Origin of the sequence: Rhodoferax sp. (assembly GCF_018063565.1) — a bacterium.
Taxonomy (GTDB): Bacteria; Pseudomonadota; Gammaproteobacteria; order Burkholderiales; family Burkholderiaceae_C; genus Rhodoferax.
The window spans coordinates 23,024-35,926 of the sequence record NZ_JAGPBB010000001.1 but is presented as its reverse complement, the minus strand read 5'-3'; the positions used below and the strand labels follow the sequence as shown (position 1 = coordinate 35,926).

The 12,903-nt window shown below is 62.4% G+C and carries 11 protein-coding genes; 1 reads left to right on the top strand and 10 read right to left on the bottom strand.

The window, feature by feature from the left end; all coding sequences use genetic code 11:
• Positions 1 to 31: 31 nt before the first annotated feature.
• The 3 genes from KBF66_RS00155 to KBF66_RS00145 all read right to left on the bottom strand — a co-directional run bounded on the left by KBF66_RS00155 (position 32) and on the right by KBF66_RS00145 (position 3,135).
• Positions 32 to 733: a fumarylacetoacetate hydrolase family protein gene (locus KBF66_RS00155; RefSeq protein ID WP_296649939.1), complete on the bottom strand. Its 702-nt coding sequence runs from the start codon at positions 731 to 733 to the stop codon at positions 32 to 34.
• 52 nt (positions 734 to 785) lie between these two features.
• Positions 786 to 1,820 carry a cupin domain-containing protein gene (locus tag KBF66_RS00150; RefSeq protein ID WP_296649935.1) on the bottom strand — a complete coding sequence of 345 codons (1,035 nt, stop codon included), beginning with the start codon at positions 1,818 to 1,820 and terminating at the stop codon, positions 786 to 788.
• A 112-nt stretch (positions 1,821 to 1,932) separates the two neighbouring features.
• Entirely contained in the window at positions 1,933 to 3,135 is a 1,203-nt protein-coding gene (locus tag KBF66_RS00145) for a 3-hydroxybenzoate 6-monooxygenase (protein ID WP_296649930.1), read from the bottom strand.
• A 134-nt stretch (positions 3,136 to 3,269) separates the two neighbouring features.
• Between KBF66_RS00145 and KBF66_RS00140 the strand changes: the two genes are divergently transcribed.
• Entirely contained in the window at positions 3,270 to 3,758 is a 489-nt protein-coding gene (locus KBF66_RS00140; protein ID WP_296649928.1) for a MarR family transcriptional regulator, read from the top strand.
• Positions 3,759 to 3,764: 6 nt separating this feature from the next.
• Here the strand turns inward: KBF66_RS00140 and KBF66_RS00135 are convergent, their stop codons facing one another.
• The 7 genes from KBF66_RS00135 to KBF66_RS00105 are packed head-to-tail and all read right to left on the bottom strand — an operon-like array spanning position 3,765 to position 12,613.
• Complete coding sequence (locus KBF66_RS00135) at positions 3,765 to 6,545, bottom strand: EAL domain-containing protein (protein ID WP_296649925.1); 2,781 nt, start codon at positions 6,543 to 6,545, stop codon at positions 3,765 to 3,767.
• A gap of 52 nt (positions 6,546 to 6,597) precedes the next feature.
• Entirely contained in the window at positions 6,598 to 8,577 is a 1,980-nt protein-coding gene (locus KBF66_RS00130) for an ATP-binding cassette domain-containing protein (RefSeq protein ID WP_296649920.1), read from the bottom strand.
• Positions 8,578 to 8,615: 38 nt separating this feature from the next.
• Positions 8,616 to 8,966 (bottom strand): hypothetical protein, encoded by a 351-nt coding sequence (locus tag KBF66_RS00125; RefSeq protein ID WP_296649917.1) that lies wholly within the window; start codon positions 8,964 to 8,966, stop codon positions 8,616 to 8,618.
• Positions 8,963 to 9,607, bottom strand: coding sequence for a sigma-70 family RNA polymerase sigma factor (locus KBF66_RS00120; protein ID WP_296649914.1), 645 nt, complete (start codon positions 9,605 to 9,607; stop codon positions 8,963 to 8,965). Before KBF66_RS00120 ends, KBF66_RS00125 begins: the two co-directional genes overlap by 4 nt.
• Before the next feature lie 4 nt (positions 9,608 to 9,611).
• Entirely contained in the window at positions 9,612 to 10,046 is a 435-nt protein-coding gene (locus tag KBF66_RS00115) for a DUF3106 domain-containing protein (RefSeq protein WP_296649910.1), read from the bottom strand.
• Positions 10,047 to 10,090: 44 nt separating this feature from the next.
• The gene (locus KBF66_RS00110) at positions 10,091 to 11,263 is read right to left on the bottom strand and encodes a DUF1501 domain-containing protein (protein ID WP_296649906.1); all 1,173 of its coding nucleotides are present in this window, start codon (positions 11,261 to 11,263) and stop codon (positions 10,091 to 10,093) included.
• Positions 11,264 to 11,266: 3 nt separating this feature from the next.
• The gene (locus KBF66_RS00105) at positions 11,267 to 12,613 is read right to left on the bottom strand and encodes a DUF1800 domain-containing protein (RefSeq protein WP_296649903.1); all 1,347 of its coding nucleotides are present in this window, start codon (positions 12,611 to 12,613) and stop codon (positions 11,267 to 11,269) included.
• Positions 12,614 to 12,903: the final 290 nt, after the last annotated feature.

Below are 12,903 nucleotides of genomic sequence, written 5' to 3'. Positions count from 1 at the left end.
AAGTTCAACGATGACGATGCAAGCATCGCCTTCATTCTGGCTCACCGATGGTCAGCGCCACCTCGGCCACGCCTTCGACCCGTCCAGTGATGCGGTCGCCTGCCACCACCGCCCCAACGCCTTCGGGCGTGCCGGTATAGATCAGGTCGCCCGGTCGCAGATGATAGAACTGAGACAAATCAGCGATCAGTTCGCGGATGTTCCAGATCAGTTTGTCCACATTGGAGGACTGTTGGGTCACCCCATTGACTTCCAAAGAAATAGCGCCTTGCGATATCACCACTTGGGCTTGAGGCACAATTTCTGTACAAACCGACGACTCTTCGACGTCTTTGCCCAGGTCCCAGGGGCGACCCTTGTCGCGCGCCACCAGTTGCAGGTCGCGCCGGGTCATGTCCAGCCCGGCAGCGTAACCGTAGATCAGCGTGTGGGCCTCATCAGCTGCCACGCGAAAGCCCGGCGTGCCAATCGCTACCACCAGCTCCATCTCGAAATGGTAGTTGGATGTGCCAGGCGGGTAGGCAATGGTGGCACCGCTTTGCACCAGGGTTTGCGGTGCTTTGGTGAAGTAGAACGGTCGCTCGGCCGACTTGTCCACGGGGCGGCCCATTTCCACCGCGTGGGCATGGTAGTTGCGGCCGACAAAGAACAGGCGGTTGATCGGGAAACGTTCAGCCTTGCCGCGAACCGGCAGCGATTGAACGGCGGGTGGATTCCAGAGGTAGGCGGTCATGGTGGGCAGTCCAAAGTGGGGATGTCAAGACGCAGTGGCCAAGGTGTTTCTTTCAGCGAACCTCGTACACACCGAGCTTGCGGTGTAGCGGGGCTTCGTCAGCGATGAATACAAACGCGGGTTGCTCGGCGTTCAGGTTGCGCAAGGTCACCGCCTCGTAGCCTGGGGCACAGCAGGTGTCGGCCTCGGCCAGGGTGAAGGTCTTGTCGACGATCTGCGCGCTCACCGCGCCTTCGATCACATGGAAAACCTGCGCGGGAGAGCGCGCCGGCAGCGTGAGCGACTGGCCCGGGCGCAGCAGCAGACTGTAAAAACCCAGGATGTTTTCGGCATCACCACCAGTTTCCGGGTTGATATAGGTGACTTGCACCGCCTCTCGCTCAGGCTGGTCTTCAGCCAGCGACAGCAGCGCGGCGCGGGCATCGGCCCAGGGGTAGCGCAACACCGGGTTGCGCTTGTCGTTGCGGGTAAACACCGGGCTGGGCACCACCCCGGCACGTGTCCAGGCACGGTCGCCACGGCTGGTCTTTTGCACCTGACGTTGACCTTCGATGACGTACGAGGTTTCCAGAAAGTAGACGATGGGCAGGTCCAGCACATCCAGCCAGACCACCGGCTCAGTGCCATCATGGCCGTGCTCGTGCCACAGACCGGTAGGGGTCAGGATCAGATCGCCCCGGCTCATTGGACACTTTTCGCCGTCTACTGTGGTCCAGGCACCTTCGCCTTCGACGATCATGCGCACCGCATTGGGTGTGTGTTTGTGCGATGGCGCCCATTCACCGGGCAACAGCAATTGCATCCCCAGGTACATGGCGGCACTGGCCTGCATCTTTTCCAGTCCGTGGCCCGGGTTGGCCAGCACCAGCACACGGCGCTCGGCTTTCTCCATGGGAGTGAGTTCGCCTGCGCGCATCAGCAGCGGGCGCAGCGCCTGGTAAGACCAGAACGCGGGCTGGGTTTTGCGGGCCGGCACTTTGGGCGGCAGCACCGCGCGCAGGCTGGGCCACAGCGGCACCAGGTTGAGTTGGGTCAGATCGTCGCGGTAGTCTTGCGGCAAGTCTTCCAGTCGGCCAAGTTCGTTCATGTTCGATCCTAATGAGTGAGTATCTTCAGCGGGAGCACCGCGGAACTGACTCCGCCAGGCCGCAGGTGCTGTCCCCCTTGGGGGGACGACGGCGCAAGCCGGCATAGGGGGGTCAATTGCGTTCGAGACAGTTGTTGACATTCCAACCGTACAGCCACTCCATCGCGTCATAAAACCGCTCCGGGGTACGACCTTTCCAGAGACTGTTGCGCACCAGGCGCTCCACACCTGCGGCGTGGTACAGGCGGCCCATTTCTCGGCCCGAGAGCACGATGCGGGCCGTGCGGGCCACACGCGAGCGCTGGTACAGATCGAGCGCCTTGGGCCAGTCGTTGCCATTCACGCGCAGCGCTTCACCCAGTGTCACCGCATCTTCAAGTGCCATGCAGGCACCTTGTGCCATGTACTGGGTGGTGGGGTGCGCAGCATCACCCAAAATGGTGGCGCGGCCGAACACCCAGGTGCCAATGGGTTCGCGGTCGGCAGTGGCCCAGCGTTTCCACTGTTTGGGCAGGTCGATCAGCTGGCGTGCTTTCGGGCTTATGTCCTTGAAATAGCTTTGCACCTCTTCCTTGCTGCCTTCAGTGACACCCCACTCCTCGGTGTTGCGGCTGTGAAAGGTCACCACCACGTTGTACTGCTCGCCGCCGCGCAGCGGGTAGTGCACCAGATGGCACATGGGGCCAACCCAGATACTGGCCGCATTCCACTGCAGGTTCTCGGGGAACTCGGCGCGGTCGATGACAGAGCGGTACACCACATGACCGGTGACGCGCGGCGGGTCGTTCACATACTGCTTGCGCACCACTGACTTGCCGCCGTCGGCGCCGATCAGCGCCACCCCGGTCCAGGCTTTGCCGTTCTGATCGAATACGGTCACACGGGTGTCGCTCTGCTCGACACGCTCGATACGGGTGCTGGTGTGAAACTCGACCTGGCCGGTTTCCTGCGCGCCTTCGAGCAGGGAGGTGTGAATGTCAACCCGGTGAATCACCGCATAGGGGTTGCCGAAACGCGCCCGAAACGCCTCGCCCGTCGGAATTTTGCCGACCTGGTACTCGTCGAGCGCGTCGTGCATCACCATGTAATCGGTGAACACCGAGCGGCTGCGCGCCTTGTCCCCCACGCCCAGCGCATCAAACGCATGAAACGCGTTGGGGCCGAGCTGAATGCCAGCGCCAATTTCGCCAATGTGCTCGGCCTGCTCCAGCACTTGCACTTTGAAACCCTGGCGCACCAGGGCCAGGGCGGCGGCCAGGCCGCCAATACCACCACCCGCAACCAAAACGGGCAGAACTGCTTGTTGTTCACTCATGGCTTGTCTCCATCGTTGATTTCAGAATTCGAAATGGCCAAACAAATCAGTACACATATCGTCAGTGTACTTATGAATGACAAATCGCAAATTGGGGAAAACCCTTGTGGGTCATCAATCCTAAAATTCACGGCATGGACAACAACACCCCAGACGCTGTGGACATCACCCTGCAGCCCGGTCATGTGATTCGGCGGCTCCAGCAAATTGCGGTGGGCATCTTCCATCAGGAGACGCAGGAGCTTGACATCACACCGGTGCAATACGCTGTTTTGCAACTGGTCCACAACCAGCCCAAGGCAGACCAGCGCACCATTGCACGCAGCATTGCACTCGACACCTCCACCACCGCCGCAGTGATCGACCGGCTCGAAGCCCGCGCGCTGTTACAACGCCATGCCTCGCCCGACGACCGTCGTCTGCGCCTGTTGACCTTGACGCCATCCGGCGAACAGTTGCTGAGCCGGACCATCCCGCACATGGAAGATGCTCAAAAGCGAATTCTCGCGCCCTTGTCAGCGCAGGAGCAATGTGAGTTCATGCGCCTGGCCACTTTGCTGGCCACTGAGAACAACGAGTGCAGCCGAGCGTCGGGCCAGCACAGGGCTGGCAGCAGCCGCTGAGGCGGCTCAGCCCCCCAGTGGGGTCGCCTGAAACTTCGACGCGACCAACTGTTCCAATGCGGCACGCTCAATGGGTCGGCTGATCAGGTAGCCTTGTAGCAGGGGACAACCCAGCGCCAGCAACTGGTCTTTCTGGGCATGGGTTTCCACGCCTTCCGACACAATCGTGATGTTCATGCTGTTGCCCAGTGCGATCACCGCCTTGACGATTGCCGCCGAGCGCTCATTGGTGGTGAGATCGTTGACAAAAGTCTTGTCAATCTTGATCTCCGCCAGAGGCAGCATCTGCATATACGACAGCGATGAATAGCCGGTGCCGAAATCATCGATCGAAAAGCTCAGCCCCATGGTGCAAAGCTGCTGCATGCGGTCGATCACCAGGCGGGTGTCCTGCATCACGATGCCCTCGGTGACCTCCAGGCGAAGCAATTGCGCCCTGGCCCCGGTGTCAGCGATGATCCGGGCCACACGCTCGACAAAATCAGCCTCAGAAAACTGGCGCGGGCTGACGTTGACACTCAAGGTCAAACCCGCCATGGCGGGCATGGCGGCCCAGCGGGTGAGGGTTTCGCAGGCACTGCGCACCACCCAGTCACCCATGGCGATGATGGCACCCGAATCTTCAGCCAGCGGGATGAACTCGACCGGTGACACCTTGCCGCGCACCGGGTGTTCCCAGCGCATCAGACATTCGGCACCGACCGGGTGGCTTGCGGCATCCACCTGCAGCTGATAAAGCAGGCTGAGCTGGCCGTCACGCAACGCAAGATTCAGATCATTGCTCAGCGCCATGCGCTCATTGACGGCTTTTTGCGCCAGCGGATCGTATTGGCGGATCAGGTTGCGTCCGTCGTGCTTGGCCTTGTACATGGCCACGTCCGCACGCTTGAGCACCTCGGTCAGTGGCTCTTCCAGCAGACCGAACAAGGCGACCCCGATGCTGCCGCTACAGGTGTAGCGCAGCGTTTGGGCGTGGTCGCCAAAATCACTGGCAGTGTCGAGTTCAAACGGTGACAGCAATGCCTGGTGCACCGCCTGTGCCATCGCCAGCGTCTGCTCCATGGCGACCGATTCGCTGGTATCCAATCCGGTCAGCATCACCACAAATTCATCACCGCCCAAGCGTGCCGCCATATCGTGCTCACCAATGATCAGTGTGAGCCGTTGGGCGATACGGCTGAGCAGCTGATCCCCCACCGAATGACCGTGTGAGTCGTTCAGATTCTTGAAGAAATCCAGATCAATGAACATCACACCCGCCAGCGTACCTTCAAGCAAGGCGTTGTTCATGGCGGTCTGCAGCGCCTCCAGGAACATGCGTCGGTTGGGCAGTTGCGTCAATGGATCAAAGTACGCCAGCTCGCGGATGTGTGATTCGGCCCGTTTGCGATCGGTGATATCGGTGAACGAACCCACGTACCCGCTCAGGCCGGTGCCAGGATTTCGGATTGCACTGATGGTGACCATGCAGGGTACATCACGCCCATTGCGATGCCGGCAAATCAACTCGCCTTGCCAGCGTCCGTGCTGCTGCAGTTCCTGCCAGACTTTGCGCATGGTGAACTCGGGCAAGGCATCGCTGCGCAACAGCTGGGTCAGCTGTCCGGTCAGATCATGAGGGAGAAAGCCCAACAATGCCGACATCGCCTTGTTGGCGAGCTTGATACGCGCCATCTCATCGGTCACCACCAGCCCGACCTGGCTGTCAAACGCCGCTGCAGCCACCTCCAGTGACGCCTGCGCTTCATGGGTGGCACGGGTCAATTCACGCAAGCGGCGGTTGCTGCGCCAGAAATAAACCGCCATGGTCACCCCTATCAGCAACAAGGCACTGGTCAACAGCAGGATTTTGGTTGGGTGGTCCTGCCACAGCGCCTGCCACACCGGTCGCTCCCGCATACCAGGATAGACGTTCACACGGCGCATCAGATCTTCAATGACGGTGTAGTTGGACGGTGTCGAGAAGCCCTGATAACGTCCGCTTCGCGCCGCTTCGGAATCCACCGGAATCTGCAACAACGCCAGCGTGGTGGCCTTCACCAGCGCCTTGGAGGTATGGCGCAAGGCGGTCCACGGCCACTCGGGATACAGATCGGTGGACAACAGTTGCGGAAAGTCTGCAGTCGTCTGCGCGTTGAGCACACGCAACTGGTTCAAGTCGATTTTTCCCTGCGCTCGCAGACTCTCGACGACGCCGGTGCGCACAATGCCAACGTCGGCTTTGCCCTCGATAACCGCTTGGACGATCTGCGTTTGCGGCAGACCGAGGTAGAGCATCTCCACCTCAGCACTGTCCAGCAGCTTCAACCCGGCGTGCAGAAAAATATCCGCTGCCATCAGAAAACCACCCAACGAATTCACACTGACGGCAGCCACCCGCTTGCCACGAACCGCCTCCAATGTGCTGATGCCACTGTCGGCGCGGGTGAAGATGACACTGCCAAACTGATCCACAACACGCCCGTCCAAGAGCATGTTGAGCGTCACCATCGGGCGCAACTGGTGTCGGTTGCGCAGGACGATGTAATGCTCCGGGTTGGTGAATACAAAATCAATGCTGCCCGCATCAACCGCCGCATCCAGCTCCTCATAACCCAAGGGAATCACTTCAAACCGGTATTGCGGCAACTGCTGACTCAGCCATTGGGCCGTAGACGTCCATTGCGCCAGGGTCTCGGATTTGGCCTGGAACGCCAGAACCCCGATACGCACGCTTGAGGCAGCCAGCGCCGAGCCAGCCGCCAACAGGCAGCAGCAGGCAACAAGAAGCCGAATGACGCGCAACATGATCGGCATTAAACCATGGGCAAATCCTGATGTCAGGAGAACCCGGTGCCGTCTAGGCAGGGCTGCCCAGCAGTTCCCAGCGCTCAAGAGCCGCCAGCAACTCGTCGTCGATTTGCGCGCTGCGTGTGGCCAGTTTGAGCGCGCGTGCGTTATCAATGGCATACAGGCTGCCATCGGCGAGCAAGGCATTGATGTCGGCCTGTTCGGACTCCAGCCGCGCAATCAGCTCGGGCAGGCCATCGAGCTCGCGCTGCTCCTTGAAGCTGAGCTTGCGCGCACGGGTCACGGCGGCTGGCGCTGCCGCCACCGGCGCGGCACCTTCGGCCGTCACAGGGAGTGTTGAATCCACTGCTTTTAATAGCTGTATGCGACTGTCTTTATTGGGTTGAGAGCCTTTTTGGCCACTATTTTTGCGCAACTCGGCGCTGCGCCGGCTCTGTAGCAACCAGTCGGTCACACCGCCTTCGTATTCGCGCCACTGTGCGTCGCCCTCAAAGGCGATGGTGCTGGTCACGACATTGTCGAGAAAGGTGCGGTCGTGGCTGACCAGAAACACCGTGCCCTCAAAGTTCTGCAGCAAATCCTCCAGCAATTCCAGCGTGTCGATGTCGAGATCGTTGGTCGGCTCGTCGAGTACCAGCACGTTGGCCGGCCGGGCAAACAGGCGCGCCAACAGCAGGCGATTGCGCTCACCACCACTGAGGGAGCGCACCGGCGAATTGGCGCGCGCCGGTGAAAACAAAAAATCGCCCAGATAACTCTTGACGTGTTTTTTCTGGTTACCGATCTCGATCCACTCACTGCCCGGGCTGATGAAGTCTTCCAGCGTGGCGTCCAGATCCAGGGCATTGCGCATCTGGTCGAAATACGCCACGGTGATGTTGGCGCCTTGGCGCACCGTGCCCCAGGGGCTGTGCCCTGGCTCGGGTGCCGGTGCATGGGCCGGGGCCGGGTCGGCCTGCAATTCACCCAGGATCAACTTGAGCAAGGTGGTTTTGCCCGCACCATTGGCACCGAGCAGACCGATCTTGTCGCCACGCAAGATGGTGGCTGAGAAGTCATGCACAATTTTCTTGTCAGCGAAACTCTTGGACACGTGGGTCAGCTCCGCCACCAGTTTGCCGCTCAGGGCGCCAGTCACCACGTCCATGTTGACACTGCCCACCGCGTCGCGTCGTGCCGCCCGACTGGCACGCAGACGTTCCAGCCGGGTGATGCGCCCCTGCGCACGGGTGCGCCGGGCCTCCACGCCTTTGCGAATCCACACCTCTTCCTGCGCCAGCAGTTTATCGGCGCGCGCGTTGATCACCGCCTCCTGCGCCATCTGCTCCTCCTTTTGCAAGACATAGGCGCCGAAGTTGCCGGGATAACTGAGCAGCTTGCCACGATCAAGCTCCACGATCCGGGTGGCCACGTTGTCCAGAAACGTGCGGTCATGGGTGACCGTGATGATGCTGCCCCTGAAGTCAACCAGCAGGCCTTCCAGCCACTCGATGCTGTCAAGATCGAGGTGGTTGGTGGGTTCATCGAGCAGCAGGACGTCGGGCTGCGCCACCAGCGCCTGTGCCAGGGCAACCCGTTTTTTAGTGCCGCCCGACAGGGTGCTCAGCACCGCATCCGGGTTCAGGTGCAAACGGTGCAGGGTTTCAGCCACCCGCTGTTCCCAGTTCCAGCCGTCCAGTGCCTCGATCTCGCTTTGCATCGCATCAAGGTCGCCATGACCCTGGGAATACTCGTCTATTAACGCCCTAGCCCTTGCCATACCTGCACTTACAGCTACAAAAACAGTTGCATCAGCATCAAGCTGCGGCTCTTGGGCCACGTAAGCGATGCGGGTATGGCTCTGCACTTGCAGCGCGCCGTCGTCGGGTTTTTCCAATCCGCCGAGGATTCTGAGCATCGACGATTTGCCCGCGCCATTGCGTCCGATCAGCCCCACACGCTCTTGCGTCTCAAGGGAAAAATCAGCATGGTCGAGCAGGGCGACGTGCCCGAATGCCAGCTGGGCGTCAAGAAGGGTGATAAGTGCCATAGGGGCGCGATTATCCCCGGCCGGAGTGCCGTGCTTCCCTACAGTTCCCCCAGAGAAATCAGCGACAGCACGTCGGGCTCGGCCAGGTCATCGATGGCCGCCCTGCTATTTTTCTGCATCTGCTGCAAGCCCAGCGCTGCCACCACGGCCAAGATGATCAAGCCGACCAGCACCGCACGGGCGCGCTCACCGAGCGCCAAAACGCCGCCGCGCCCCTGCGGCACCGGTCCTGCGGCACCAACGCGTAGTTGCCACTGGGCCATCACCCGCTCTTCAAGCGCTTGAAGTTCTGTCTCCGGCGGTTCAGACAGACTGGCGCGCAGGCGCTCGCGCAGGGCGGCGTCAGATGCAGCAGGCGGCCGCACCGCCTCGTGTACTTCGTTCTTCATGGCACGGCTCCGGAAAACTTGCTGCGCAGCGTACGTTTGGCGCGGTGCAACAACTGGTGCGCGGCATTGGTGTCGATCCGCAGCGTGTGGGCAATCTCGGCCACCTCGGCGTCACCGTACGCCCACATCGCCAGCGCCAGGCGTTGCCGGGCAGGCAAGCTGGCCAGGGCTTGCTGCAATTGCGCGCTGCTGACAGCGCCGACGCTGGGGTCGCTGGCTTGGCATTGCTGCAGGTCATCGGCCAGCGCGGTGAGGTCGTCGCCGTCCAGACTGAGCTCGCGCTGCCTGACCAGGTGCGACTTGCAGCGGTTGATGACGATGGTGTTGAAGTAAGTGGACAGTTGCGCACCATGGACATCGCTGGGCAGGCTGCGCCACAGCCGCAGAAATGACTCCTGCACCATGTCCTGCGCGTCTTCGGGCGTACCCAGCATCTGCAAAGCCAGCCGGTACGCGCCCGTGGTGAGACGATGCACCAACAGGCTGGCGCTGGCCTGGTGGCCGGCGCCCGCCTGTTTCCACAAGTCCCAGTCCGTGCCGGATGGGCGCATGGCATCGCCCACTCGCCAGACGCGGGCGAACAGGCCACCCCATTGACCAAAACTGGCAAGGGGTGAGCGGGTTTGCGGGGTGTCTGGCATGCGCTTAGCGTTCGGGAAGTTTCTCGCGCAGGGCGGCGCGCTCTTCGGGGCTGAGTTTGTCGAGCATGGCGCGGCGTTGTTCCAACAGACGCGCCCGTTCATCGGCGGGCAACTGCTGCAGTTTTTGCGCACGCTCACGCTTGAACGCCTCACGCTCCTGGGGGGTCATGGTGGCCCAGCGGTCTTTGGCGCGGTCGATCAGGGCGCGGCGGTCCTGTGGGCTCATGCCCTGCAACGTGATACGCAGGTCACGGCGGAAGGCTTCGCGTTCCTGCGGGCTGGCGGTTTGCAACTGACGACGGATTTCCTCGCGCTTTTGCTGCTGCTGCGCCGGGCTCAGCGCCGCCCAGGCTTTGGGGTCGGGCACGACGATAGGGGCGGCCAGGCTGGCGCCCGCCGCGCTCAGGATGGCGATGACCAGCCAGGATTTGAAGTTCATGGTGTGCATTTTCAACGTGAGTGGCGACAAGGCTTGGCGAACCCCTAAGCGCTGCCCTGCCAAACCGGCAGCGGCTTGCCGACAAACCCCGGCAGGATATGGGTTTGCAACTGGCTTGAACCCAGCCCAAACTGGTGCTGCACCAGCGCAGCCAGCAGCGCGCGTACATCCTGTGTCGGCCGCAGGTCACGCCCATCGAGCAGGTCGCTGCTTCTCAGGCCCGGCCAGTCGGCCAGCACCCGCCCGCCCGCCACTGCGCCTCCAGCAACCAAGGCCACACCGCCGGTGCCGTGGTCAGTGCCGCCCGACCCGTTCATGGCGGCGGATCGGCCAAACTCGGTCATCACCAGCACCGTGGTCTGTTGCCAGTGCGCGCCCAGACCTTCGCGCAGCGCCGTCAGGCTGTCGTCGAGGACTTTGAGCTGACGCGCCAGCCGGGCGCTCTGATTAGTGTGGGTGTCCCACCCGGCCAATTCGAGCCAGGCTACGCGAGGCCCCTTGGGCTCTGCCAGAAACCGGCCAGCCTGTCGCGCCAGGCTGGCGGCACTTGCGCCACCCGCTGCTGGCCCATCCATCGCCATTGCCTGCTGGCCGATGGCCTGATCCAGCGCCGCGTGCAACGCCGGGTCGCCGGCATAGAGTTGGCGCACCCGCTCCAGCAGGTCGGCGTCGGCGCTGTGTTGACGCTCGGGTGTCCAGGTGCTGGCCGTCTTGGCCCCACGCAATGCCAGAGGCATGCTGGCGGTCAACGCCAGCGCGGGCTGGCCCAGCGCTTGCAATGCCCGGCCCAACCAGCCGGTGCTCAGCTCAAAGGGGCGTTGACCGCCGCTCTCCAGCAACTGCTGGGCGTCAAAGTGCGAACGTTCGCGGTACGGGCTGGCCGTGGCGTGCACCAGCAGCAGCTCTTTTTGCTGGTACCAGCGGTGCAACTGCGGCAGGGACGGGTGCAGCGCAAACAGGCCATCCAGCGGCAGATAGGGTCCTTGCACCAAGGTCGACTCGCGGCGCAAACTGTCCCAGGCCGGGTCGTGCAACGCCGGCACCGCCGCCAGTCCATCGAGCGCACCGCGCAGCATCACGACCACCAACCGGTGTGCGTTGGGGTTAAGCCCGGTGTCAGGCGCGGCCAGGCTCAGATGCGCCGGCAAAAGGGTGCCCACGGTCGCAGCAGCGCTCAGCCAACCGAGTGCCGCGCGCCGGTTCAGATGCAAAGGCATGACTTATCTCCTTTGAAATTCGGGACTGGCCAGCAGCAGGGCCAGGGCCTGTGCGCCGCTCTCGGCGCGCTCGATCTGCTGGGCCGTATTGGCGCTTAAGTTTTCACCCCAGGCCAGAGGTGCCAGCGCCCGCGCATCGGCTGCACCCGGGTGGGCTTGCGCAAACTGCTCAGCCCACTGCACCCGCTTGAGCAGCGCGTCGGGCGACAACCAGTCTTCACTGCGGTCGGGCCAGCCTTGTGGCGACGGCGCGCGCCCTACGGCTTGCCCCATCGTTGCCAGCGCCTGCACCGCGCCGCCGACACCGCCAACGGGCAGTTTGAGCAGTCGGTGGGCCGATAGCAACAGCTCTTCGGGGCGTTTGAACTTCGCGGGGGTGGCGTCCGACCAGGCCAACGGGTGCGTGAACAGCGCCTGGGCCAGCGCAGGCAAGTGGCCGTTGCTCTCAAGAAAGCGCCGTGCCAGCGCCGCAACCAGATCGGCGGGCGGGTCATCGGCAACAAAGTGCCGCACCAGCTTGGTGGCCAGGTGCTTGGCACAAGCCGGGTGCTGGCTCAAATCAAGCAGCAGAGTGTCGAGTGCATGCGGCCCCTCAGGGTAGGTCTTGCCCAGAATCACTTTGCTGCCGGGCTGATGCAGTCGCGCCACAAAGCCCGCCTGCCCACCCGTTTGCGGCGGCAGGGTCCAGCCGGTGAGCAGCCGTGCGGTTTGCGTCACATCTTGCTGGGTGTAACCCGCATTGACGCCCAGCGTATGCAGTTCGAGCAACTCGCGCGCCAGGTTTTCATTGAGCCCTTTGTCGCGTCGGCGCCCCGCGGGCGATTCCGGTCCGATGGATTGGGCATTGTCCAGATACAGCAGCATGGCAGGGTGCAGGATGGCCGCGCGCAGCAGATCCTTGAAGTGTCCAAACGCGTGCGGGCGGATCGCTTCATATTCATGGGGCCAGACCAGCGCCAGCGTGGTGCCCTTGGTGGCTGCGACACAAAAATGGTTGGCCCAGAACTGTAGCCAGCGCTCGGCCACCGGGGTGTCGGTGCTCACCACATGTTGCCAGCGCCGCTGCAACCCGCGCAGATTGGTTTGGCGCAGGGTCTGACGGCTGGGTGTCATGGCGCCGAGTTCGTCCATTGGCGCCGGGTTGGCCCTGACGGGCGGCGTCTGCCGCGCGGCCTTGAGCACTTCGCGCGTCAGCCTGAGCGCTTCGGCGCTGTCAATCAAGCCGCTGGCATCGAAGGGTGCGGGGCGCGCAAACTGCGCCAACACCCAACCGCGCGGGTCGGATTGAATGGCGCGCAGACTGGTTTCAGAGTAGCCAAAGCGGTGCGAGGCGATCGTGGCGACGTTCATCAAAGGCTCCGGGGTGTGATTCGTGGCGGCCAGGGGCTGCTGCAATCATCGAATGAATCGAGGGGCGCTTGCATGGATTTCTCCCTTGGATCACCGTTAAACCCGAGATTGTTGGAACTCTTACGCTACCCGACCAAAAGAATAGGGTTTTTCATTGATCCAGACCGCTGCGTCTCGGCAAGGTTTGCCCCACACCAGCGCATCGTGGCAGGTGTCAGTTCTGGCGAATTGACCCGGGCCGACCAAAACCGCCTGACGTGCAGCAGACGCACATCGCCATCGCCGAGACC